Genomic DNA, 23336 nt, shown 5'->3' on the forward strand with positions numbered 1-23336 from the left:
CGCGGAGACGGCGCGACGCCAACGGAACGCGCTCAGGCCCTGCCCTTCCGGACCACGACATAGGCGTAGGTCGTGACGAAGTTCCAGCCGACTCGCGCCGCCAGCGCGTTGAAGGTGTGGTCGACCTGTTTCATCCCCGGCATCCGGTCGAAATAGCCATGTCCCCAGAAGCGCTGGACATGGGTTTCGGCGAAGCCGGCGCGCTTCAGCATCGGCTCGAGCATGGCCGGATTGCCGCGGCACCAATCGTAGAGCGCCGGGAATTTCGGGTCGCCGCCGCCATCGCGGCGGGCCGGGAACAGGGCGTGGACGATGGCGTGCGAGACCTTTTCCGGCAGGACATGGTTCAGCGCGAAGACGGGCGCCCATAACGTCGGGAAGAAGGCCAGCGCCACGCCGCCGGGCGCCAGCAATTCATGGATGTTGCGCCAGGCCTGCTCGACGCCGTCGACATGCTCGAAGACCATGCGCGAGACCATCATGTCGTAACCGCCGCGCCGGACATCCGGCTCGCTCAGGTCGCCGGCGATGTCGAAACGCGCGGTCTCAAGCCCTCGTCCGGTCAGGGCGAGCTCGCCGGCATCGATGTCATTGACGATCAGTTCGATACCGTTGCGGCTGGCCTCATCCTGCGTGAACAGCGGATCGCGGCCACCGCCGATCTCGCAGACGCGGCGCAAGCCGAATTGATGCGCCAGCCCGAGGATGGTCGCCTCGTAGTGATCCCAGGCCCATTGCGAATGCCAGTCGGGCCTGACCTCATCGAAGAAGCTCGCGAGCGAACCGGCCGGCTGCGCCGTCGCGCGACGGTTCGTCTCGGCACCCGTGATCGCAAGGCTGGCCATGGACATGATCGCTTCCGCCTTCGGTTCCTCCCACCCGTCACGAGATTGGCCGCTCGGCGGCGCGATCGCAACGACAAGCCTAAGCAAAGGTTAACGGATATCGCCCTCGAAGCGCGCGGGAACGGCACTGGATCTTATCGCCGTCTGCGCAAGAACCATCTGCGCGACGCGAGAGACCCGCCGAATAGCGCGGTCACCGGCGGGTCAACAGAAATCCGTCATCCGCCCTCGCGGGCAGATCAAGACGTCTCAACGATGTCCGGCAGTGAAATGGTCGGAGCGAGAGGATTCGAACCTCCGACCCCTTGTCCCCCAGACAAGTGCGCTAACCGGGCTGCGCTACGCTCCGACGGCTCGGCTTATAGTGGCGGGACGGCGCAGATGCAATGCGCTTCGACAGGATCTTGCACAATCCGTCCCGAGGACCCGGATACCCCGATCGGCAGGCGGCATTTGCCCCCGCGCGGTGGCGAGACGGCTCCCGCTCCCGCCCGCCCCGTGCAGCCGAAACGGACCATTTCCCCCAAAATGGGGGGTGCGCCGATACTGCGGCTGCGGTTTCGTCCTTGTCGTCGCGTGAGGATTTCATGTTCGATCTGGCTGAAGACACCGCAAGGGCGATCGGCATCGCCGTGCCGCACTGGCTGCTGTCGGCGATCAACGGCGCGGCGGCGCTGGTCCTGCTGCTCGTGATCTAACCCCGACGCGAATCGTCCGGATTGTCAGGCACCTCCCCCAAATGGAGGGTGTGCGCTTGTCCCATCGGGCGCGATGATGGGGATGCGGCGTTAGGTAGTTCGATCATGAAACACAAGCGGCAGATGTCTCTCATCGCGCGGCGTGCCCAGATCCGGCGCGCAGCCGCCATCCGCAAGAACGATCTTTCGGCGCAACCGGCCGGACGACCGGCCCTGCGCCTGGTGACCTCCGGCGGCTACGAGACCGATCGGGCCCCGCAAGCCGATCATCGCGGACGGGCTTCCACCGCCGAATAACCGCGTCCGATCCTGAACCCCGCGTTCAGCCGACAGTCATATGGAATGGCTCTTGATGCCGCCACGGCACGCAAATTGCCGTAGCGTCAACGATGAGCATGGACGGTATCGCGTTGAGACAAGACGGGTTCCATTGCGGGGATTGCGGCTCGCCGGGCGTTTCGATTCCGCACACGCTCAGCGACGCCAGCGTCGTCTCCTGCGCCAATTGCGGCCTGAGCCTCGGCTCCTGGGCCGAGTATCGCCGCCGGGTCGACCAGGTCCTGATGGCGGAGCAGGCCAGGAAGGCGCGCCGCGTCATCGTCGCCGACCCGGTCTGCACCGCATTGCTCTAGGATTTTTTCGCATTTCCTTCACGCGAACCGGCGGCCGCTTCGCTTGGAAATGCTTTAGGACCGATGTCCCGCGGCCACTGCCCTGCCGCTCGATCTCGTTTGCGGATCGCGGCCGGCGCAGTTGTCCACTCCCTAGAATCTTCAGCCGGCTTGCCAGACGTTACGTCAGGCCTCACGATCCCCTGACGTAGCGTCGATTGGGAGGTCGAGGATGCGTGCCGTGTCGCGTTCGGTGGATATGCCGGTTTCGAGCCAGCGGGCCGTCCTGCTGCGCGTGCTCGTGCTTCTGGCCATCACGATGGCCGTCCTGATGCCCCTGATCGACTAGGGATTCGGGCATATCCCGGCTTGTGAGCCGGATGCGGCACCGCGGAGCCTTCTCCGCGATGCCGCCATCCATTCAGCGGCGCGCCAGCCAATCCTTGAGCAGGCCGATATCGGCCTGGCCGAGGCCGTGCCCTGCCGGCAGCACCCGATGTTCGACGGCAGCGCCGCTTTCGCCGAGCTGCCGCGCCAGTGCCTCGGCATTGGCTTTCGGCACGATCGGATCGAGCGCGCCCGACAGGATCAGCACCGGCTTGACCGCGAGATCGGCACGCGGCGGCTCTGCGAAGGGCACCATCGCGCGCAGGAGGGCCGCGCCGGCGAGGATCTCGGGCCGCTGCAGCAGGAGCGCCGCCGCGATATTGGCGCCGTTCGAGAAGCCGAGCGCGATCGGCGCCGCCAGGCCGTAGCGCTCCCGCGCCGCGAGCACGAACTCCGCCAGCTCATCGGTGCGGCGCCTCAGGTCGGCCTCGTCGAAGACGCCTTCGGCCAGGCGGCGGAAGAAGCGCGGCGCCGCCCCCTCAAGCACCTTGCCGCGCGGCGAGAGCAGGCTCACGCCGGGCGCGACGGTGCGGCCGAGCGAGAGAAGGTCGCGCTCGTCGCCTCCGGTGCCGTGCAGGAGTAGCAGCGGCCGGCGGGCGGGATCGCTGCCCGGCTCGAAGACATGGATGAAATCGGCATCGACGGTCGTGGCGGTCATGGTCATCTCCCTTGATCAAGCGGAAGCGTCCTGCCCCTTCAGACAAGCAGGCAGGGCGCCGTGGTCTCGCTCCGCCGCCCGCCTGTCCGGGCGAGCGGCGGGTCTCTTCAGCCGAGATCGGGCAGGACGGCCTCGATCTCCTTGCGCTGCGCCTCGTATTGCGGCGGCAGCTTCAGCGAACGGCCAAGCTCGGCCGCAGGCTCGTCGACCGCGAAGCCGGGGATATCCGTCGCGATCTCGAACAGGACGTGGCCAGGCTCGCGGAAATAGACCGAGCGGAAATAGTTCCGGTCGCGCTGTTCCGTCGGGCTGATGCCATGGTTCTGAACAAGACGGCGCACCATCTCCTGCTGCGCGGCGTCGTCCGCCGCCCGGAAGGCGATGTGGTGGACCGAGCCCGCGCCTTGCCGGGCCGGCAGGAAGCCGCCGGCGACGCGCAGGTCGATCACCCCGCCGACCCCCGTGCCCTTTGCGGCGTAGCGTATCAGCGTGTCCTCGCGGCCGATCTCGGCGAAGCCGAAGACGTCGCTGAGGATCGCGCCGGTCGGCGCGGCATCGGCCAGCAGCAGGCTGACGCTGTGGAAACCGCGCAACGCATGCTCGGCGGGAATGCCGCCTCCTGCCCAAGCCGGCTCCTTCTCGACGCCCGGCAGGCCGACGAGGGCGAGCCGCATGCCGTCGGGATCCCGGAAGCTGAGCACGGTCTCGCCGAAGCGCTTGTTGGGCACCTCATGCGGCACGCCCTGCTCGACGAAGCGGTGGGCCCAGAAGCCGATCGAGCCCGCCGGAACCCGGAAGACCGTCTCCTGCGTCTCGCCGACGCCGAGGCGGCCGGGAGCGGCATGCTCCCACGGGAAGAAGGTCAGGATCGAGCCGGGTGCGGCATCCGCATCACCGAAATAGAGGTGATAAGTGCCGGGGTCGTCGAAATTGACGGTCTTCTTGACGAGGCGCAGGCCGAGAACGCGGCTGTAGAAGTCGAGATTGCGACGCGCCGGGCCGGAAATGGCAGTGACGTGGTGAAGGCCGTTGATCTGCATGACAAGCTCCTCCGTGTTCCGATCTCATGGGCGGACATCCGCTCCGTTGACTGGAAGATCGGCATGGAAGCGGCCGAGCGCCAGAGCGATTTCATTGCATTGATGCAATGCATACAACGCCAAACGACAATTTGATTTGCGGAACAGGCCGACCGATCTTCTGCCCCGAGACCAACCGGTCCCGTTTCAGGAGACTTCCCATGATCGACAATCGCCTCGCCCCTTACGGCGCTCTCGGCCTTCGCGTCGCGCTCGGCGTGATGTTCATCGCCCACGCCTATCTCAAGCTCGTCATCTTCACGCCGGCCGGCTTTACCGGCTTCCTCGGGCAGGTCGGCCTGCCCGGTTTCCTCGCCTGGCCGATCATGCTGGCCGAGCTTCTCGGCGGCCTCGCCATCCTCGTCGGCTTCTACGGCCGGTATGTCTCGCTGGCGCTGATTCCGATCCTGCTCGGCGCGCTCTCGGTCCATGCCGGCAACGGCTGGGTCTTCAATGCGCCGAACGGCGGCTGGGAATATCCGGCCTTCCTCGCGCTGACCGCCTTCGCGCATGTCCTGATCGGCGACGGCGCGCTTTCCGTCACCGGCTCGCGCTCCACGGCTGCCGCCAAGCCGGCCCTGGCGTGACGCGAGCCTGCCTTGAAGGAGAGCGTCCCTTGGCCGAGAGTGAGCGGATGAATCAAGCCGCGAAGCCCCTGGCCTGGGACGATTTCCGCCTGATCAAGGCGATCGCCGACAAACGGGCGCTGCCGGCCGCCGCGGCAGCGCTCGGCGTCAATCACTCGACGGTGTTCCGCCGTCTCGGCCAGATCGAGGAGGCGCTCGGCACCCGCCTGTTCGAGCGCCATCGCAGCGGCTATGTCGCGACGCCGGCCGGCGAGGAGATGATCCAGCTCGCCGCCCGCGTCGACGACGACATCACCGCCTTCGCCCGCAAGCTCGCCGGGCAGGAGATCAAGCCCGCCGGCGAATTGCGCGTCGCCACCAACGATTCCCTGCTGGTCGACCTGTTGACGCCGCTCTTCGCCCGCTTTCTCGGGCAGTGCCCAGATATCCGGCTCGATATCCTGATCGGCAACCAGGCGGCCAATCTCTCCAAGCGCGATGCCGATGTCGCGATCCGCGCCACGGATACTCCGCCGGAGACGCTGGTCGGCCGCAAGCCGGCCCGGATCGCCTGGGCGCTCTATGGCCGCGCCGCCGACTTCCCCGAGGCCGAACCTCCCTCTCGCGAAAGCCTGTGGGAGCGCAGCTGGGTCTCGCTCGGCGACCAGTTCACCATGCTGAGCGCGGTGCGCTATCTCGCCCGCCATGTCGCGCCGGAGCGCGTCGTCTACCGGCTGAATACGGTGCTCGGCCTTGCCGAAGCGGTCGAGGCCGGCATCGGTGTCGGCTTCCTGCCCTGCTTCATCGGCGACACGCGTCCTGCCCTCCGACGCTTTGGCGACCCCGATCCCGATCTCGCTGCCGATCTCTGGCTGCTGACCCATCCGGACATGCGGCATACGCCCCGGGTCAGGCTGTTCCTCGACTTCCTGGCCGTCGAACTCGGGCGGCTGAGGCCGCTGGTCGAGGGCGATCGCCCGATCGGCAGGGCAGCGGGGCCGGAGATGTCTTCGACGGACTCCGCGGTCGTCTAGATCGCCGAGCGTTACTTCAGTTCATGCCGTCGTCCCAGGCTTGCCCCCGGATCCATGGCAGTGCTTCGGCGCTCTACGATGGATCCCGGATCGGCGCTGCGGAGCAGCTTGTCCGGGATGACGGTGAGCTTTTCTCAGAGAAGGACGAGCCCACAGGCGGTTGCAGCCTTCAGGTTGCGCAGGCTAGGCTCCCGCCATGGAGATCGTCATCCCCCTCATTATCGGGCTCAGCCTGATCTGGCTTGTCGGCCGCGGCGTGCCCTGGAATGCGAAGCTGATGACCATCGTGGTCACGCTCGCGATCATCGTCCTGATCGTGCTCCTGGAGCGCGGCGGCTACTGGCCCGCCTCGTGGCGCCGCAGCTAACCTTCCCGTTCACGCCGAAACCAGCTTGAGCCCGACGATGCCGGCGACGATCAGGCCGATGCAGGCCAGTCGCAGGGCTCCAGCAGGCTCGCCCAGCAAGGCGATGCCGAGGATCGCCGTGCCGATCGTGCCGATGCCGGTCCAGACCGCATAGGCCGTGCCGACCGGCAGCGATTTCAGGGCAAGGCCGAGCAGGCTCAGGCTCACGACCATGCTGATACCGGTGAACAGCGTCGGAACGAGCCGGGTGAAGCCCTGCGTGTACTTCAGGCCGATGGCCCAGCCGACCTCGAACAGGCCCGCGACGAACAGATAAAGCCAAGCCATGCCGGCGCTCCTTGAGAGAGGGGCGCGGCAATCCGCGCCGGAAACGGGATATGTCGTCCCCGGCTTTCAAACTATGGTCGCGGTTGGAACGATCAACCAACGTCGTGCCTGCACCGGCGCAAACGCCGCAGGCGCGACCGCAAGGCCGGAATCAGACCGCGTCAGTCGCCGGCTGCAGGGCCTGTTCGAGGATGCGCCGGCACTCGCCGAGCTCCTTCATCACCGCCGTCAGGATGGAGACGTCGTCGAGCCCTTCGGGAACGGCCTGCCGGTAAGGCTGCTGCCGCTCGGCCGCGCCGTCGGAAAGATCGCTGGGCATAGCTGCCGGGCCACCGGGCGCGGGCGCCGTCGCACCGCCCCCCATGGAGCCGATCGGTGCACCGCGCCCGATCGCCTGGACATGGCGCGGCCCCTGTTCCTTCAGGATGCGCTGGAGGCCCTTGATCGTGTAGCCTTCGCCATAGAGCAGGCGCCGGATGCCCTTGAGCAGGGCGACGTCGTCAGGGCGATAGTAGCGGCGCCCGCCGCCACGCTTCAGTGGCTTGATCTGGTTGAAACGGGTCTCCCAGAACCGCAGCACATGCTGGGGTATGTCGAGGTCTTCGGCGACCTCGCTGATAGTCCGGAAGGCATCTGGGCTCTTGGTGTCCAATTCGGCCTCGGTGTCGCCGGCGTGGAACTCCAGGCTCACTCAGTCTCACCCTCAACCGTCTGCCCGTTGATGCGGGCCTTCATCACGTTCGAGGGTTTGAACACCATCACGCGACGCGGCTCGATGGGCACCTCAACGCCAGTTTTGGGATTACGCCCGATTCGCTCGCCTTTGTCTCGTACGACGAAAGAACCGAACGAAGAGAGTTTCACATTCTCGCCGCGCGCGACCGCATCGCAGATCTCGTCGAGCACCGCTTCGACGAGCTTCGACGACTCCGTCCGCGACAAGCCGATCTTCTGGTAGACAGCCTCGCACAGGTCCGCGCGAGTGACCGTTTGCCCCGCCATTCATATCCTCCAAGGCGTATTGCGGGCGAAGCGGAAAACCGCCGGCCCTTCGCCATTACGGACGGCGGACGCTAGGCGCCCCCGTCGCCCGGGTCAATCCTCAAGCGGGGCCAATATGCCCGCTCAGGCCGGATTCGACCCGAAATAGCGATGTTTCATGACAATTTTCGCGAATTAGTCCCGCAACGTCACCAGCGGATCAGAGCCGAGCCCCAGGTGAAGCCGCCGCCCATCGCCTCGATCAGGACGAGCTGTCCGCGCTTGATGCGGCCATCGGCATGGGCCTCGGCCAAAGCGAGCGGAATCGAGGCCGCCGAGGTGTTGCCATGGCGGTCCACCGTGATGACGACATGGTCGTGGCTGATGCCGAGTTTGTCTGCGGTCGCGTCGATGATGCGGCGGTTGGCCTGGTGCGGCACGAACCAGTCGATATCGGCGCCGGTGAGCCCCGTCTGCGCGAAGGTGTGGCGCACCGTCTCGGCGAGATTGGTGACGGCGTGGCGGAAGACCTCCTTGCCTTCCATGCGCAGGAAGCCGACCGTCTTGGTCGATCCGGCACCGCCGTCGACATAGAGCTTGTCCTTGTAGCGGCCATCCGAGCGGATATGGGTGGTGAGGATGCCGCGATCGGCCAGCGTGCCCTCGCCCGGCACGGCCTTCAGCACCACGGCGCCGGCGCCGTCGCCGAACAGCACGCAGGTGGCGCGATCCTCCCAGTCGAGGATGCGCGAGAAGGTCTCGGCGCCGATCACGAGCGCGGCGCGGGCGCCGCCCGTGGTCAGGAACTTGTCGGCGGTGGCCAGTGCGAAGACGAAGCCCGAGCAGACCGCCTGCACGTCGAAGGCCGCGCCGCCATTGATGCCGAGCGCCGCCTGGATCTGGGTCGCGGTCGCGGGAAAGGTGTGGTCCGGGGTCGCGGTCGCTACGATGATCAGGTCGATCTCGTCGGAGTCGATGCCGGCATCGGCGATCGCCGCCTGGGCCGCTTTGAGGCCGATGATGGATGTCGGTTCGTCATCGGCCGCGACATGGCGCTGGCGGATGCCGGTGCGCTGGACGATCCACTCGTCGCTGGTGTCGACACGGGCGGCCAGCTCCGCATTGGTGACGATGCGCGCGGGCAGATAGGAGCCGCAGCCGACGACTTGAGAGCGCAGGATGGACAAAGGCGGTTGTTCCTTACTCGGTCTCGGCGGGCTGCGCGGCCGTCAACTCCGGACGCGTGCTCGCGGCGACCATTTCGCGGACCTTCGCCATCAGGTCCTCGCGTGCCATTTCATAACCCAGTTCGGCGGCGCTGGCGAAGCCGATCGCGTCCGTGCCACCGTGACTCTTGACGACAATGCCCTCCAGACCGAGGAAGACGCCGCCGTTGGACTTGCGTGGATCGAGCTTGTCCTTCAGCGCCGCGAAGGCGCCGCGGGCGAAAACATAGCCGATTTTCGACATCAACGAACGGCCCATCGCCGCGCGCAGATATTCAGCGATCTGCTTGGCGGTGCCTTCGGCGGTCTTGAGCGCGATATTGCCGGTGAAGCCCTCGGTGACGACGACGTCGACCGTGCCCTTGCCGAGATCGTCGCCTTCGACGAAGCCGTGATAGGCCAGATGCGGCAGGTTGCTCTCGCGCAGGATGCGCCCGGCTTCCTTGACCGCCTCGACGCCTTTGATCTCCTCGACGCCGACATTGAGCAGGCCGACGGTCGGCCGGTCGAGATCCAGCACGACGCGGGCCATGGCCGCACCCATCACCGCGAGATCGACGAGATGGCGCGCGTCGGCGCCGATGGTGGCGCCGAGATCGAGCACGATGCTTTCGCCGCGCGCCGTCGGCCACAGGCCGGCAAGCGCCGGCCGGTCGACCTGCGGCATCGACTTCAGGCAGAATTTCGACATCGCCATCAGCGCGCCGGTGTTGCCGGCAGAGACGGTGACGTCCGCCTCCCCGGTCTTGGTTGCATCGATCGCGCGCCACATCGACGACTTGTAGCGGCCATAGCGCAAGGCCTGGCTCGGCTTGTCGTCCATCTTCACCGAGACCTCGGTGTGGTGGAAGGTCGTAACCGCCTTGAGCTTGGGATGCTGGTCGATCAGCGGCAGCACCTGCTTCTCGTCGCCGAAGATGACGAAGCGGCAATCCGGGCGGCGCTCCAGCATCATGGCGGCGCCTGGAATGACGACGGAAGGGCCGTGATCCCCGCCCATCGCATCGAGCGCGATTGTAACCGGTCTTGTCATGGAATTCTGGCGTGTCCCGGGAATGGCCGACCTTCGATCCGGGACGGCGCAGTGCCGGCCGGACAATAGCGACTTGGACCGTAGCCGCAAGCAGCGCAAGAGCCGGAGGGCGCTTCAGTCACCGCGTTTCAACTTTGCCAGCGCCGCGAAAGGCGATTCCGTACCGGTGTCGCCCGCCGACGACTCGAAGCTGACACCGGGCTTGCGCGGATAAGGGTCGAGCGCCAGCGCCAGGAACTCCAGCGTGACGGAGCCCAGATCGATGACGCCCTCGACGATCGGCTCCGGCGGATCCTCCTCGTTCAGCAGGACCTCGATATCGATCTCGGCATCGTCCCTGTCATTGCGCCGGGCGAAGGCCGCGATGTCCTCCTCCGGGGCGAAATCGAGCTGCACGGGCACGTCGAGCTGGACCGGGAACGGCTCCAGCGTCACGACACAAGCCTGATGCAGGCGGGCCGCGATGCGGCCGTCGAGCTTCACGCGCTCGCCATTGCGCGTGAGCGTGTAGCGCCCTTCCAGCGCCTCGACGGAGACGAGGCCGAGCTGCACCGCGATGGCGGGCAATTGCTCGGCTTCCGCCCGGACCACGACTTCACTGCCGCGCGGGCGGATTGCCTCGACCCGGATCGGATGCTTGAGCGGCGAAGCCGGCAGATGATCATGCGCCATGGACGGCCTCCTGGATGGAGAAGGCGGGAAAGAGCTGCTCCCGGTTCATGATGCCGTCGAGATCGGCCGTGGCGAGCCCTTCCTGGGCGGACCGCATATAGGTCGCGAGCACGGCCGCCGCTTCGGGCGCGCAGGCATTGCGCCCCAGCGCCTCGGTGAGCGCCTCCGGGCCGGGCGCCGTCAGCGCGGCCTCATAGGCCTGCACCCGGCCATAGAACATCTGGCCGATCTTCTTCATCTTCTTGGGCACGGCAATATCGCTGATGCCGCCATTGCGGAAGCCGAGCTCGAGATAGGCGAAGCAGGCATCGATGAATTCCTGGGCCAGCTCAGCAGCTGGGGGCGGCAACTCGCGCAGGCGGCGCAGCACCAGGAAAACATGCAAGGTCAGCGATTCGAAGCGCCCCTCGAAACTGTCGGGAATACCGCCTTCGATATAGAGAGCCGGCAGGCGCGAGGCCTCGGCAACCCGCCCGAACAGCGTGTCCACAGGAGAGCGCCGACTGGCGCGCTTGCCGAACAACCCGAAAATCACCTGTTTGCTCCTGCCCGCTCCTGCACGGGGCGCCCTCGCCTTGCCAAAGCCATCCTCGGGCGTTACGCCAACCCTTACCCTTTTGACAAGCGGCTTGGGATCGTCCCGAGCCGTGCTCGCCTTTCGGATCGTGCCCGCATGACCCAGATCACCCGCCGCACGGCTCTGCTTGGAGCCCTCGCGACTACTTCCCTTGTGCTGGCCGGCTGCGGCCCCGATGTCGGCGGCTTCGTGCTGCCAACCTCCGCCGGTATCAACGAGGAATTCAAGCGTGGCTTCGTGATGGACGAAGCGCTGATCGCGCAGGTCAAGGTCGGGATGGACGTGCAGGCGGTGCTGACCACGCTCGGCACCCCTTCGACCACCTCGACGGTCGGCAACCGCACCTTCTACTATATCAGCCAGACGATGCGCCGCCGGTTCCAGTTCCAGGATCCGCAGACCATCGACCAGCAGGTGCTGGTGGTCTATTTCAACAAGAGCTTCAAGGTCGAGCGTATCGCCCATTACGGGCTGCAGGATGGCGTGATCTTCGACTTCATCAGCCGCACGACCGCGACCGGCGGCGAGGAACAGAGCTTCCTGCGCAACCTGTTCCGCGGCGTCACCAAGTTCAATCCGCTCGGCTCGTAGGCGGGCACCCCCTTTCGGAATGCGACAAACCCCGCGGCCCTCGCCGCGGGGTTTGTTTTTGCCCACCGATCAGGCTTCAGCCCGCTGCGTTCTTTCGCTCCGGGAGCGTCATCGACAGGACGCCCAGGACGACCAGCGCAAGCCCGATCCAAGCCGTCGGCTGCAGGCGCTCGCCCAGGAAGACGAAGCCGATCGCGACGCCGACCGGCACGCGCAGATAGGATACCGCCGTCGTCCCCACCGAACCCAGCGTGCGGATGAGCCGGAAATAGATGGCGAAGGCGAGCGCCGTCGAGACGACCGCAAGCGCGAGCAGCGCCAGCACGGATTCCTGCGAGGGCGCCAGCGTCCAGGGCCTGTCGACGATGAGGGCGGCCGGGATCAGCAGGGCCGCACCGGTCAGCATCGAGCCTGCGGCCGGCAGCAACGGATCCATCCCGGTGAAATGCCGGCCGAACAGCGCCGCGAAGGCATAGGCGATGGTCGCGGCGACGATGGCCAGTTGTGGCACCGCCTGCGAGCCCAGCCCCGAAAAGGCATCGACGCCGACGATCAGGCTGATGCCGGCGACGCCGGCCGCGACGCCGAGGGCCTTGCGCCAGTCGGGCCGGCGCTTGGGCATCAGTGCCAGCGAGATCAGGAAGACGAAGACTGGCGTGGTGCCGTTGAGGATCGAGGCGAGGCCGGCATCGACGCTGCGCTCGGCCCAGGCGATCAGCGTGAACGGCACGACGCTGTTCAGCAGGGCCTGCGTGAGGAAGCGCCTCCAGGCCACGAGGTCGCGCGGCAGGCGCAAGCCGCGCCAGCGAATAACCGCGAGCAGGATCAGCCCGGCGATGAGGGTGCGTGCCGCGATCAGGGTCAAGGGCGGGATCGTCTCCACGCCAATCTTGATGAAGCTGTAGGAGCCGCCCCAGAGCGTTGCCAGCACCAGCAGCAGGGCGATTTCAGTGGCGCGGTTCGGGGCAGCCGATCCGGTGTCGAGCGTTTGCGTGGACATGGTCCCTCCTTGGTCGGCGGGACCATGCCAGCACTTTCGGCTGACGGCATGCGGCAACACTACGGTCATGGCCGTAGCTTGCGAGCTTGATTCAAGGGGTTGCGAAAATGATTCAAGCGGGAGCCGCAAGCTGTTCGTTGCAAAGGTTTTCTGACAGCCGACGGGAATGTTTCTGATTTCTGACGAAACCGCGGCGCCATCCCGGACGAGCTGCGTAGCAGCGCCGATCCGGGATCCATCGTAGAGCCCCGGAGCCCTTCGATGGATCCCGGGGCAAGCCCGACGGTACGTTTCCGAGAAAAATCATTTGGCGCCGTCAAACGAAAACCCGCGGCTTTCGCCGCGGGTCCGTGATGGCCTCGATCCCGCTTGCGATCAGGAATGCGCCAGGATCGCCAGGAGCAGCAGGGCGATGATGTTGGTGATCTTGATCGCCGGGTTCACGGCGGGGCCCGCCGTGTCCTTGTAGGGGTCGCCGACGGTATCGCCGGTCACCGAGGCCTTGTGGGCGTCGGAGCCCTTGAGATGGCGCACCCCATCCTTGTCGACGAAGCCGTCCTCGAAGCTCTTCTTGGCGTTGTCCCAGGCGCCGCCGCCCGAGGTCATCGAGATCGCGACGAAGATGCCGGTGACGATCACGCCCATCAGCATGGCGCCGACGGCCGCGAAGGCGTTGTTCTTGCCGGCGATCCAGTAGATCACGAAATAGGTCACGATCGGCGCCAGCACCGGCAGGAGCGAGGGCACCACCATTTCCTTGATCGCGGCCTTCGTCAGCAGGTCGACGGCGCGGGCGTAGTCAGGCCGCTCCGTGCCTTGCATGATGCCGGGCTTCTCCTTGAACTGCCGGCGCACTTCCTCGACGACGGAGCCCGCCGCGCGGCCCACCGCCGTCATGGCCATGCCGCCGAAGAGGAAGGGGATCAGGCCGCCGAGCAGCAGGCCGACGACGACGTAAGGGTTGGACAGCGTGAAATCGACCGTGACGCCCTTAAAGTACTGGAAGGTGGTCGACCCCGCCTTGTTGGCTTCCCCGATGAAGAAGTTCAGGTCCGAGGTATAGGCCGCGAACAGCACCAGCGCGCCGAGGCCGGCCGAGCCGATGGCATAGCCCTTGGTGATCGCCTTGGTGGTGTTGCCGACCGCGTCGAGCGCGTCGGTGGAGTGGCGGACCTCCTTGGGCAGGCCCGCCATCTCGGCGATGCCGCCGGCATTGTCGGTGACCGGGCCGAAGGCATCGAGCGCCACGACCACGCCGGCCAGGGCCAGCATGGCCGTGGTGGCGATGGCGATGCCGAAAAGGCCGGCGAAGGTGTAGGACACGATGATGCCGGCGATGATGACGATCGTCGGCAACGCGGTCGATTCCAGGGAGACTGCGAGGCCTTGAATGACGTTGGTGCCGTGGCCGGTGACCGAGGCCTGGGCGATCGACACGACCGGGCGCTTGCCGGTGCCGGTGTAGTACTCGGTGATGACGACGATAAGCAGCGTCACCGCGAGACCGACCAGCGCGCAGGCGAAGAGGCTGCCCGAGGTGAAGGTGACGTTCTGGGCCGTGGTGAAGGAGGCCGAGAACCCGCCGAACATGGCGTAGTTCACCGCCGCGATCGCGCCGATGGAGAGCACGCCGGCGGCAATGAAGCCCTTGTAGAGCGCGCCCATGATCGACTGGTTGGCACCGAGCTTCACGAAGAAGGTGCCGATGATCGAAGTGACGATGCAGGCCGCGCCGATCGCCATCGGATAGAGCATCATCGTGCCGAGGACCGGCTGGCCGGCGAAGAAGATCGCCGCGAGCACCATGGTCGCGACCAGCGTCACCGCATAGGTCTCGAACAGGTCGGCGGCCATGCCGGCGCAGTCGCCGACATTGTCGCCCACGTTGTCGGCAATGGTCGCGGGGTTGCGCGGATCATCCTCGGGGATACCGGCCTCGACCTTGCCGACGAGGTCGGCGCCAACATCCGCGCCCTTGGTGAAGATGCCGCCGCCGAGACGGGCGAAGATCGAGATCAACGAAGCGCCGAAGCCCAGCGCCACCAGCGAATCGATCACCGTGCGACTGGAGGGCTCAAAGCCGAGATAGGAGGTCAGGACGCCGTAATAGACGGCGACGCCGAGCAGCGCGAGGCCGGCGACGAGCATGCCGGTGACGGCGCCAGCCTTGAAGGCGACATCGAGGCCCTCGCCCAAAGACTGCATCGCAGCCTGGGCCGTGCGGACGTTGGCGCGCACCGAGACGTTCATGCCGATGAAGCCGGCGACGCCCGAGAGCACCGCGCCGATCAGGAAGCCGATCGCCACCCATTTGCCGAGCAGCCAGGCGAGCGCGACGAAGAGCACGACGCCGACCATCGAAATGGTCAAGTACTGGCGCTTGAGATAGGCCTGCGCGCCTTCGGCGACCGCGCCGGAAATCTCCTGCATGCGCTGGTTGCCGGCATCGCGCTTCATCACATCGCCATAGGCCCAGACGCCGTAGGCTATGGAAAGCGCACTCAATACGATGATGATAAGCAGAGCTGACATTCGTTTTCCTGACCTTGAGCTTCCGAGCCGTCGGGAGCGCTGTCGCTCCTCTTTGCAGCGTTGGACGTCAGGCAGCGAAAAAACGGGCCCTAAAGACTCAAGGCCCGCTCCGCGTCGCCAGTGTCAGGCGAATTTGTGGCAAGTTTCGGCGAGGAGCGCAAACGGCCCGGCTTACAAATTTGGTCGAATGTCAGCCAGATTCGCGAAAGCTCAGAGGGCGAGGTCTCGATTGACGTTCTTGTAGAGCAGGTAGCAGGCGTCGCCATAACCTGTCGGGTAGAACTGCTGCGGGCAAAAACCACCCATCCAGATGAAATCCCGCTCCCAGATCTCGTGCCAGTCGGCGCCAAGCAAGTAGAGCCCCTGCCCTTCCAGCATGTAGAGGCCGTGCTCCATCACATGGGTCTCGACCGCCGGAAAACAGACGCCCGGCTTGAACCACATCAGGTTCATCTCGAAATCGAAGCGCATGTCGCCATAGGGGAGCAGGAACTGGAAGCCGCGTCCCTCCATGCCCGTGTGATTCGTGATCGGGACCGCATCCTGATGCGAGACGATCGGCTCCGGCATGGCGAGCCCCGGAGCCGCCTCGTAGCGCTTGCGCAAGGCGAGCACGCGGGTGGTCTCCGCCGATTCGTTGCGCAGCGTGAAAGCAGTCGCCGGTGGCAGATAGGCGAAGCCGCCAGCGGTGAGCGCCCGTGCCGCACCGCTATCGATCGCGATCCGCGCCTCGCCCGTGAGCACGTAGAAGAAAGTCTGGATACCCTCCTCGCTGAAGGCAGCCGGCGTGCCACCGCCGGGCGCGATCTCCAGCACGTATTGAGCGAAGGCCGCGCCCATGACCGGCCCGGTGAGAACGCGGACGACCGTGTCCTTGTATTGCGGCAGGCGGCTGACCAGCACGCCCTCCGGCGGCATGAAGGCGTAGTTGGATTTGATCACACCGCGATTATGCCCGATGGCGCCGGGCGGGACCTGGCCGGTCGCAGGCGGAAAGGCGCGGTTGTTCATGCATCTGCTCCGGGCATGTATCTATCGGCGGCCAGGCTCAGGCCGCAACCGGCCGCTGGAAGCGCTGCCAGGCGACCAGCATGAGGGCAATCGCGACCGGCGGGAAGACCAGCCAGTTTACCGCGTTCCAGCCGCCATGGCTGAGCAGGCCGCCCGACGAGAAGGAGGCGATGGCGACCGAACCGAAGACGAGGAAGTCATTCGCGGCCTGAACCTTCACGCGCTCCTCCGGCCGGTAGCAATCGGTCACGAGCGCGGTCGCGCCGATGAAGCCGAAATTCCAGCCGACGCCGAGCAGGATCAGAGCCAGCCAGAAATGACCCACGCTGAGACCGGTTAGGCCGACGATCGCGGCCAGCGCCGTCAGGCCGAGCCCGACTGCGGTCACAGTGCCCTTGCCGAAGCGGGCGATCAGGCGGCCGGTGAAGAAGCTCGGCCCGAACATCGAGAGCACGTGCCACTGGATGCCCAGCGTCGCGTCGCCGACCGAATGGCCGCAAGCGACCATCGCCATTGGTGCTGCGGTCATGACGAAGCTCATCAGGCCATAGGCGACGAGCGAGGCCGTGACCGAGGCGATGAACTTGGGCTGGCGCATAATTTCGCCGAGCGGGCGCCCGCCGCCCGAGCGGACGGCTGCGACGGGCGGCGCACGCAGGCGCGACACGATCAGGATCGCGATCAGCGCCAGCATGCCTTGCGCGACGAAGCTGGCGGCGAAAGGCGAGGCCGGAGTCAGGTCGCGGGTCCAGTAGACCGATTGCGGGCCGATCACGCCGGCGGCGAGGCCGCCGATCATCACCCAGGAAATCGCACGGGGCCTGAAATCGTTGGTCGCGGTATCGGCCGCGGCGAAGCGATAGCTCTGCACGAAGGCGCCGTAGAGCCCGCAGACGAAGGTGCCGAGGCAGAACAGCCAGAACAGGCGCAACGAAACGCCGCCGGCCGCGATGCTCGCCCCCGTCGCGCCGACAAGCGCCCCGATCAGGTAGCCGTTCCGTCGGCCCAAACGGCGCATGATCATCGCGGCTGGAATGACGCCGGAGGCGATGCCGAGCTGGAGCAGGCTGACCGGCACGGTCGCGAAGGCCTGGTCGGCGACGAGCTGGGCGCCGACGATGCCGCCGAGCGAGACGATGATGGCCGGATTGGCGCCGCCAAGCGCCTGGGCGCCGGCAAGGACCAGCGCATTGCGCTTCGCGAGCCTGTCGCCGTCGAGAGCCGAGAAATGCTGATTCATCACAACGCGCCTCGCGGCCGCCATGATGCGCCGCCCTCAGAAATGAGAGAAGGAGCCTTGCGCGAAGCTCTGCGCCCCACCCTTCCCGCGATAAGTCACCACCCCGGCCTCGTCCGAGATCCGCCCGATCGGCGTCAGCAGAAGCATTGCTCCCTCCGCCGCCGCAACCAGAGCAGGATATTCCCTTTCTGAGGCCGTACAGAGAATTTCGTAGTCGTCTCCGCCGGTCCAGGCCAGTTCCGCCAGTGCGGGAGCGGCCATGAGCGCCGCGCGGGCCGCGCCGGAGAGCGGGATCGCATCGAGATCGATTTCGGCACCCACGCCGGAGGCTTTCAGAAGCTTGGCGAGATCGCCGACAAGCCCGTCGGATATGTCCATTGCCGCCGAGGCGTGGCGCTGCAACGCATCGGCCAGCGCATGGCGCGGCTGCGGATGCAGGTAGCGATCGGCGAGGAAGGCGCGATCTTCTCCATTCAGCGCGGCGACCCAATCTGGCTTGTCGGGGCCATGGGCCTTGAGGCCGAGCGCGCCGTCGCCGATGCTGCCCGAGACGAGGACGACATCGCCGGGCTTCGCGCCGGAGCGCCGGACCATCCGCCCGGCCGGAACCGTACCGAAGGCCGTGATCGAGAGCGTGAGCGGCCCCGCGGTCGAGACGGTGTCGCCGCCGATCAGCGGACAGCCTGCCATCTCGGCCATGCGGGCGAGACCGGCGGCGAAATCGGCGAGCCAGCCCTCGGTCCAGCCGCGCGGCAGGGCGAGCGTCAGGACGAAGCCCTCGGGCTTGGCGCCCTTGGCGGCGAGATCGGAGAGATTGACGGCGAGCGCTTTCCAGCCGATCGCGTCGGGCGGATCGTCGGGGAAGAAATGGACGCCGGCGACGAGCGCGTCGGCCGTGACCACGACCTCGTAGCCGCGGCCGGGCCGCAGCAGGCCGGCATCGTCGAGAAGGCCAAGTCCACCCGGCCCGGCGATCGGCGCGAAATAGCGGGCGATCAGCTCGAATTCGCCGGGGCGCTGGTTATCGGCCATGGGTCAGCGTGGCTCCGCAACTATTCCAGGTCATCCCGGACAAGCCGCGGCAGCGGCGCCGATCCGGGATCCATGCCTGAACCTTTATCGGACATGCTCCGGCATGAATCCCGGGTCTCCCTTAGGTCACCCGGGATGGCGGCTGAGGAAAACCTAAGCCGCCGGATCGAACTCGTCGGCGCGGAAGTCGCGGGCCATGCGATCGAGCACGGCGTTGACCATGCCGATCTCATCGCCCTCGTAGAAGGCGCGCGCGACCGCGACATATTCGGAGATGACGGCGCGGGCCGGCACGTCCTTCCGGAAGGCGAGCTCATAGGCGCCGGCACGCAGGATCGCGCGCACGACGGCCTCTACGCGCTTCAGCGGCCAGTCCTTGGCCAGCAATTCGTCGACGGTGCGGTCGACCAGACGCTGCTCGCGCACGACGCCGCCGAGGATATCCCGGAAGAAGGCGATCTCGGCCTCCGGCAGTTCGATCTCCTCGACCTCCTTGCCGATCCAGAAATGCTCGAACTCGGCCATCGCCTCGACGACGCCACGGCCGCCGATTTCCATCTCGTAGAGCGCCTGCACGACCGAGAGCCGCGCCCCGCGCCGCTTCTCGGCGCGGCTCACTTGGATTGCTCCGCCAGGGAGCGCTTGTAGCGCAGCACGGCGAGCGCGGCTTCGGCAGCGCCGCCGCCCTTGTTCATGTCCTCACGGTTGGCACGAGCCCAGGCCTGCGCCTCGTTCTCGACGGTCAGGATGCCGTTGCCGAGCGGCAGGGCGAAAGCGACCGAAAGGTCCATCAGCGCGCGCGAGCTTTCGCCGGCGACGATGTCGTAATGGCCGGTCTCGCCGCGGATCACGGTACCGAGCGCGACGACCGCCTCATAGGGATCGACGGCTTCGTCGGCGGCGCGCAGGCCGATGACGATCGCCGAGGGGATTTCGAGCGCACCGGGAACGGTGACGACGTCGACGCGGCAGCCGGCTTCTTCCAGCACTGCGACAGCGCCAGCCAGCAATTCGTCGGCATACTTGTCGTAGAAGCGTGCCTCGACGACGAGGACGCGGGCGCCGTCGATCTCGACGGCAGGAGTTGCGGCCTTGTCGGCCGAGGTCTGCCGGGGTCCGGCCATTTCTTCTGTCCTTCTTGGAATGTGATCGGGCTGGTTACCCTTGCGGGCGCGCCTCCGCAAGCCGCGCGGCATACCGTGCCATCAGATCGACCTCGACATGAACGGGGTCGCCCTCTTTTCGCTGACCCCAGGTGGTGACCGCGAAGGAGTGCGGAATCAGCAGGACGGTGAAGACATCGTCCTCCACCGAGTTGACGGTGAGCGAGGTGCCGTCGAGGCAGATCGAGCCCTTGGTTGCGATGAAACGGGGCAGGCCCTGCGGCGCGCGAATATGGAATCGCGCCGTCGCGCCCCAGGGCTCATCCGGATCGGGCTCGATCGCCTCGATCTTGAGGATGCGCCCGACGCCGTCGACATGGCCAGTGACGAGATGGCCGCCGAGCTCCTCGCCGACCTTGAGCGAGCGCTCCAGATTGATCCGCGTGCCCGGCTCCCACGAGCCGACGATCGTCTTCGCCAGCGTCTCGGCCGCGGCTTCGACCTGGAAGATGCAGCCGGGCTCGCCATCCGTACGCGGACGCAGGGCGGTCACGGTCAGGCAGACGCCGGCGCAGGCGATCGAGGCGCCGATCGCGATACCTTCCGCCTCATAGGGGCAGGCGATGGCGAGGCGCTTTAGGCTCGGCCCCTTGCGCTCGGCCTCCACGACCTCGCCGATGGCGGTGACGATGCCGGTGAACATCAGCCTCTCCTCGTGAAATGCTCGAAACGGTCCTGACCGATCAGGCCGGTCTCGACAAGGGCGTATAGATCGGGGTCGGCGAGCAAGCCGGCAAGCCCCGGACGCACGGCAACGATGCCGGGCTGCCCCAGCGTTTTCGGCGAGGTCGAGACGATGACCTCGTCGGCCAACCCGGCAAGCGCCAGCTTCTCGCCGATGCGCGGGCCGCCTTCCGAGAAGACGCGGTTGATGCCGCGCGTGCCGAGCAGGGTCAGTGCCTCGCGGAGATCGAGATGGCCGTCCGCTTCCAGCGAGACCCGCATGACCTCGACGCCGGCCGCGACCAGCGCCTGCTCCGGCTCGATCGGCGCCGTCTCGGCGGCGATCACCCAGACGGGGACCTCACGGGCCGTGCGGACGAGCTTCGATGTCAGGGGAAGGCGCAGATGCGTGTCGAGGATGACGCGGATCGGCGAGCGTTCCGCCAGGCCGGGCAAGCGCACCGTGAGCTGCGGGTCGTCTGCCAGCACCGAGCCGATACCGAGCATGATAACGTCGTGATGTGCGCGCTGGAGATGGACCCAGCCACCTGCGACCGCGCTCGACACCGCGAGCGGCACGCCCCCTGCCCCGCCGGCATAGCCATCGGCCGTGCGGGCGATCTTGAAGGTCACCATCGGGCGGCCCTGCGTGATGCGCGTGAGATAGCCGCGATGCGCCTGCCGCGCCTCCTCCTCCAAGACGCCGACCGTGACCTCGATACCGGCTGTCCGCAGCAAGGCATGGCCGAGACCAGCGATGAAGGGGTTCGGGTCGGACATCGCCGAGACGACGCGCTTCACGCCCGAGAGGATGGTGTACTCGACGCAGGGAATGCCGCCGCGCACCGAGCGATGCGAGCAGGGTTCGAGCGTGACATAGAGCGTGCCGCCCATCGAGGCCGCGCCTGCCCGCGAGAAGGCATGCGCCTCGCCGTGCGGCCGACCGCCGGGCTGGGTGTGGCCGCGCGCGACGACCACGGGGCCGTCCGGCGTGTCGCGGGTGACGATGGCGCCAACGGAGGGGTTCGTCCCCGTCGTGCCGAGGCCGCGCGCGCCATAGGCCAACGCCTGGCTCATGAAGGCGCGATCGGTCGCCTGCTGTCGTTCCGATGCGTGTCCCTCGCGCGACGCCATGGCCGCTTCGCGCGAAGAAGCCCTGGGATCAGTCATCGGCGCGGCGCGGCGGGGCGGAGACGCCCTCCTCCTCGATCGTGCCGAGCTGGCCGAGCAGTTCCTCGAAATCCTTGGCCTCGCGGAAATTCTTGTAGACCGAGGCGAAGCGGACATAGGCGACGTCGTCGAGACCTTTCAGCCCCTCCATCACCAGTTCGCCGATGGCCGAGCTCTGGATCTCCGCCTCGCCGGAGCTTTCGAGCTGGCGCACGATGCCGTTGACCATGCGCTCGATCCGCTCCGGCGCGACCGGGCGCTTGCGTAGCGCATGGGCGATCGACGTCTCCAGCTTGTCGCGGTCGAAGGGCGCGCGACGGCCCGAGCGCTTCACGACGGTCAGTTCGCGCAACTGCACACGCTCGAAGGTGGTGAAGCGGCCGCCGCAATCCGGGCAGACCCGCCGGCGGCGGATCGAGGCATGATCGTCGGTGGGACGGGAATCCTTCACCTGCGTATCGAGGGAGCTGCAATAGGGGCAGCGCATGCGCTTATCCTTCGGCCTGACGGGCGAAACGCCCGACGCTTCTTTGCCCCAGCGCCGGTTGTCGCGCCAGACGTCATGGCGCCGCTGCTGCTATGCTGCGCGCGGCGGTGAACCTCGAAGCGCAACACGACGACGAAGACTCGACCTTCACAGCGCGCGCGGCGGAGCTTCTATCATGGCAGATAACGAGGGCAACATGGGCGAAGCGTTCGGCGGCCTGGTGCTGCTGGCCTTCGACCTCCTGGATTCCGAGATCGCCCGGTCTCCGGAACGCCTCATCTCGACCTTCAAGAATCCGATACTGCTCAAGGCGGCCGAGAATGCGGTCCTGAACTTCGCGAAATCCCGCAGCCCGACCGCCAGCTCCCAGTTGACGCCCGAGGAGATCGGCAAGCTGCAATCCTCGGTGATCGACGGCGTGAAAACGGCCGCGACTGACGCCTATCTCAAGCAGATCAAGGACTCGTCGAAGTTCAAGGCGCTGGAGAAGCAGCTCAAGAATTTCGAGGACGCGGCGAAATCATCGGCGATCGGCGTCTGGGTCGATCACAACAAGGGTATTCTCTATGTGGTCGGCGCCGTGCTCGCGGTCGGTGCCGGCGTCGCGCTCTACATCACCAAACCCTCCGGCACGCTCTACGGCATGGGCATCCGGGAGCTGGAGAAGCTGAAATTCGAAGTGCTCAAGGTCGGCGCCCTGAAACTCGGCGTCGGCAACATCATCTTCGACCCTACCGCCGAGCGCTACGGCGGGAAGGTGACGGGCAAGCTGGAATGGGAGCAGCTCAAGATCGACCTGTCGCTGCAGATCGTCACGGCCAATCTGAAGGCACCCGAGATCACCAGCGAGGTCGGGGTGAAGTACGGCGTGATCAACCTGACCGCGACCAACAAGCTGGACCTGACGAAGCCGAAGGTCGACCTGACGCTGAAGCTCAGCGCCACCAAGGATCGCTTCGGCCTGTCCGTTGCCGCCAATATCAAGGACGACAACGTGACCGGCAGCGCCTCGGCCTCCTACCAGATCGCGGAGAGCCTTAAGCTGGGCGTGGATCTCAGCCGCAAGAACCGTCCCGATAGGGGAAACCAGAGCGAAAACATGATCATGTTCGAGCTCAAGGGCACGTTCCCCTGAGCCCGGATCGCGGCGACGCCCTCTTGCGAACTTGGACTTGACTTGGCTTTCGCGGAAACACGCCGTCATTCCGGGCTTGACCCGGAATCCATCGTAGCGCGCAACGCTTTATGATGGGTTCCGGATCTGTCTCTTATACACATCTGACGCTGCCGACGATTAACCTTCGGTGTAGATCTCGGTGGTCGCCGGGGCGTGAGGAGGGGGGGGGGGGGGGGGGGGGGGGGGGGGGGGGGGGGGGGGGGGGGGGG

The 23336-nt window shown here is 66.6% G+C and carries 26 protein-coding genes and 1 tRNA gene; 6 read left to right on the forward strand and 21 right to left on the reverse strand.

Annotated elements, in window-relative coordinates:
* Positions 1-32: 32 nt before the first annotated feature.
* On the reverse strand, positions 33-851 hold the full coding sequence (locus JHD80_RS21490; RefSeq protein WP_199091639.1) for a class I SAM-dependent methyltransferase: 819 nt from the start codon (positions 849-851) through the stop codon (positions 33-35).
* Positions 852-1116: 265 nt separating this feature from the next.
* Positions 1117-1194, reverse strand: a tRNA-Pro gene (locus JHD80_RS21495).
* 759 nt (positions 1195-1953) lie between these two features.
* On the opposite strand from JHD80_RS21495, the gene JHD80_RS21500 reads away from it, so the two are divergent.
* The gene (locus JHD80_RS21500) at positions 1954-2175 is read left to right on the forward strand and encodes a hypothetical protein (protein ID WP_199091641.1); all 222 of its coding nucleotides are present in this window, start codon (positions 1954-1956) and stop codon (positions 2173-2175) included.
* A gap of 400 nt (positions 2176-2575) precedes the next feature.
* Here JHD80_RS21500 and JHD80_RS21505 read toward each other — a convergent pair whose 3' ends face one another.
* Both JHD80_RS21505 and JHD80_RS21510 read right to left on the reverse strand, forming a co-directional pair.
* Complete coding sequence (locus tag JHD80_RS21505) at positions 2576-3199, reverse strand: alpha/beta hydrolase (RefSeq protein ID WP_199091643.1); 624 nt, start codon at positions 3197-3199, stop codon at positions 2576-2578.
* 107 nt (positions 3200-3306) lie between these two features.
* On the reverse strand, positions 3307-4239 hold the full coding sequence (locus JHD80_RS21510) for a ring-cleaving dioxygenase (RefSeq protein ID WP_199091645.1): 933 nt from the start codon (positions 4237-4239) through the stop codon (positions 3307-3309).
* A gap of 200 nt (positions 4240-4439) precedes the next feature.
* Here JHD80_RS21510 and JHD80_RS21515 point away from each other — a divergent pair, with 200 nt between their 5' ends.
* The 3 genes from JHD80_RS21515 (at position 4440) to JHD80_RS21525 (ending at position 6245) form a co-directional block, all read left to right on the forward strand.
* Positions 4440-4865 (forward strand): DoxX family protein, encoded by a 426-nt coding sequence (locus JHD80_RS21515; RefSeq protein ID WP_199091647.1) that lies wholly within the window; start codon positions 4440-4442, stop codon positions 4863-4865.
* 47 nt (positions 4866-4912) lie between these two features.
* Complete coding sequence (locus tag JHD80_RS21520; protein WP_199091649.1) at positions 4913-5878, forward strand: LysR family transcriptional regulator; 966 nt, start codon at positions 4913-4915, stop codon at positions 5876-5878.
* Between the two features lie 196 nt (positions 5879-6074).
* Positions 6075-6245, forward strand: a complete 171-nt coding sequence (locus tag JHD80_RS21525) for a hypothetical protein (RefSeq protein WP_199091651.1) — start codon at positions 6075-6077, stop codon at positions 6243-6245.
* Positions 6246-6254: 9 nt separating this feature from the next.
* Here JHD80_RS21525 and sugE read toward each other — a convergent pair whose 3' ends face one another.
* The 7 genes from sugE to JHD80_RS21560 all read right to left on the reverse strand — a co-directional run bounded on the left by sugE (position 6255) and on the right by JHD80_RS21560 (position 11019).
* A complete protein-coding gene (sugE, locus tag JHD80_RS21530) occupies positions 6255-6572 on the reverse strand; it encodes a quaternary ammonium compound efflux SMR transporter SugE (protein WP_199091653.1) in 318 nt (105 codons plus the stop codon).
* A gap of 151 nt (positions 6573-6723) precedes the next feature.
* Positions 6724-7263: a MerR family transcriptional regulator gene (locus tag JHD80_RS21535; protein WP_465246544.1), complete on the reverse strand. Its 540-nt coding sequence runs from the start codon at positions 7261-7263 to the stop codon at positions 6724-6726.
* The gene (locus JHD80_RS21540; protein WP_199091655.1) at positions 7260-7574 is read right to left on the reverse strand and encodes an integration host factor subunit alpha; all 315 of its coding nucleotides are present in this window, start codon (positions 7572-7574) and stop codon (positions 7260-7262) included. The genes JHD80_RS21535 and JHD80_RS21540 overlap by 4 nt, the downstream gene beginning before the upstream one ends.
* A 188-nt stretch (positions 7575-7762) precedes the next feature.
* Positions 7763-8740 carry a beta-ketoacyl-ACP synthase III gene (locus tag JHD80_RS21545; RefSeq protein ID WP_282568426.1) on the reverse strand — a complete coding sequence of 326 codons (978 nt, stop codon included), beginning with the start codon at positions 8738-8740 and terminating at the stop codon, positions 7763-7765.
* Positions 8741-8753: 13 nt separating this feature from the next.
* On the reverse strand, positions 8754-9812 hold the full coding sequence (gene plsX, locus JHD80_RS21550; protein WP_047573009.1) for a phosphate acyltransferase PlsX: 1059 nt from the start codon (positions 9810-9812) through the stop codon (positions 8754-8756).
* Positions 9813-9926: 114 nt separating this feature from the next.
* On the reverse strand, positions 9927-10484 hold the full coding sequence (locus tag JHD80_RS21555) for a YceD family protein (RefSeq protein WP_199091657.1): 558 nt from the start codon (positions 10482-10484) through the stop codon (positions 9927-9929).
* A complete protein-coding gene (locus tag JHD80_RS21560) occupies positions 10474-11019 on the reverse strand; it encodes a ubiquinol-cytochrome C chaperone family protein (RefSeq protein ID WP_199091659.1) in 546 nt (181 codons plus the stop codon). Before JHD80_RS21560 ends, JHD80_RS21555 begins: the two co-directional genes overlap by 11 nt.
* 138 nt (positions 11020-11157) lie before the next feature.
* On the opposite strand from JHD80_RS21560, the gene JHD80_RS21565 reads away from it, so the two are divergent.
* Entirely contained in the window at positions 11158-11652 is a 495-nt protein-coding gene (locus JHD80_RS21565; protein WP_199091661.1) for an outer membrane protein assembly factor BamE, read from the forward strand.
* 76 nt (positions 11653-11728) lie between these two features.
* On the opposite strand, the gene JHD80_RS21570 is transcribed toward JHD80_RS21565, so the two are convergent.
* The 10 genes from JHD80_RS21570 to nrdR all read right to left on the reverse strand — a co-directional run bounded on the left by JHD80_RS21570 (position 11729) and on the right by nrdR (position 21950).
* Positions 11729-12652, reverse strand: coding sequence for a DMT family transporter (locus JHD80_RS21570; protein ID WP_199091663.1), 924 nt, complete (start codon positions 12650-12652; stop codon positions 11729-11731).
* Between the two features lie 375 nt (positions 12653-13027).
* Positions 13028-15184 carry a sodium-translocating pyrophosphatase gene (locus JHD80_RS21575; RefSeq protein ID WP_199091665.1) on the reverse strand — a complete coding sequence of 719 codons (2157 nt, stop codon included), beginning with the start codon at positions 15182-15184 and terminating at the stop codon, positions 13028-13030.
* A gap of 210 nt (positions 15185-15394) precedes the next feature.
* Positions 15395-16195 (reverse strand): (S)-ureidoglycine aminohydrolase, encoded by an 801-nt coding sequence (gene allE, locus JHD80_RS21580; RefSeq protein WP_199091667.1) that lies wholly within the window; start codon positions 16193-16195, stop codon positions 15395-15397.
* A gap of 37 nt (positions 16196-16232) precedes the next feature.
* The gene (locus tag JHD80_RS21585; RefSeq protein ID WP_199091669.1) at positions 16233-17435 is read right to left on the reverse strand and encodes an MFS transporter; all 1203 of its coding nucleotides are present in this window, start codon (positions 17433-17435) and stop codon (positions 16233-16235) included.
* Between the two features lie 36 nt (positions 17436-17471).
* Positions 17472-18467: a thiamine-phosphate kinase gene (gene thiL / locus JHD80_RS21590; protein ID WP_199091671.1), complete on the reverse strand. Its 996-nt coding sequence runs from the start codon at positions 18465-18467 to the stop codon at positions 17472-17474.
* Between the two features lie 153 nt (positions 18468-18620).
* Positions 18621-19085, reverse strand: a complete 465-nt coding sequence (gene nusB, locus JHD80_RS21595; protein ID WP_047580654.1) for a transcription antitermination factor NusB — start codon at positions 19083-19085, stop codon at positions 18621-18623.
* On the reverse strand, positions 19082-19591 hold the full coding sequence (gene ribH / locus JHD80_RS21600) for a 6,7-dimethyl-8-ribityllumazine synthase (protein ID WP_199091673.1): 510 nt from the start codon (positions 19589-19591) through the stop codon (positions 19082-19084). The genes nusB and ribH overlap by 4 nt, the downstream gene beginning before the upstream one ends.
* 34 nt (positions 19592-19625) lie before the next feature.
* Entirely contained in the window at positions 19626-20273 is a 648-nt protein-coding gene (locus JHD80_RS21605) for a riboflavin synthase (protein ID WP_199091675.1), read from the reverse strand.
* Positions 20273-21463, reverse strand: coding sequence for a bifunctional diaminohydroxyphosphoribosylaminopyrimidine deaminase/5-amino-6-(5-phosphoribosylamino)uracil reductase RibD (ribD, locus tag JHD80_RS21610; RefSeq protein ID WP_465246545.1), 1191 nt, complete (start codon positions 21461-21463; stop codon positions 20273-20275). Before ribD ends, JHD80_RS21605 begins: the two co-directional genes overlap by 1 nt.
* Positions 21456-21950 carry a transcriptional regulator NrdR gene (gene nrdR / locus JHD80_RS21615; protein ID WP_199091679.1) on the reverse strand — a complete coding sequence of 165 codons (495 nt, stop codon included), beginning with the start codon at positions 21948-21950 and terminating at the stop codon, positions 21456-21458. The genes ribD and nrdR overlap by 8 nt, the downstream gene beginning before the upstream one ends.
* A 175-nt stretch (positions 21951-22125) precedes the next feature.
* Here nrdR and JHD80_RS21620 point away from each other — a divergent pair, with 175 nt between their 5' ends.
* Positions 22126-23085, forward strand: coding sequence for a hypothetical protein (locus JHD80_RS21620; RefSeq protein WP_199091681.1), 960 nt, complete (start codon positions 22126-22128; stop codon positions 23083-23085).
* Positions 23086-23336: the final 251 nt, after the last annotated feature.

The sequence above is a fragment of the Allobosea sp. ASV33 genome (assembly GCF_016428755.1).
Taxonomy (GTDB): Bacteria; Pseudomonadota; Alphaproteobacteria; order Rhizobiales; family Beijerinckiaceae; genus Allobosea.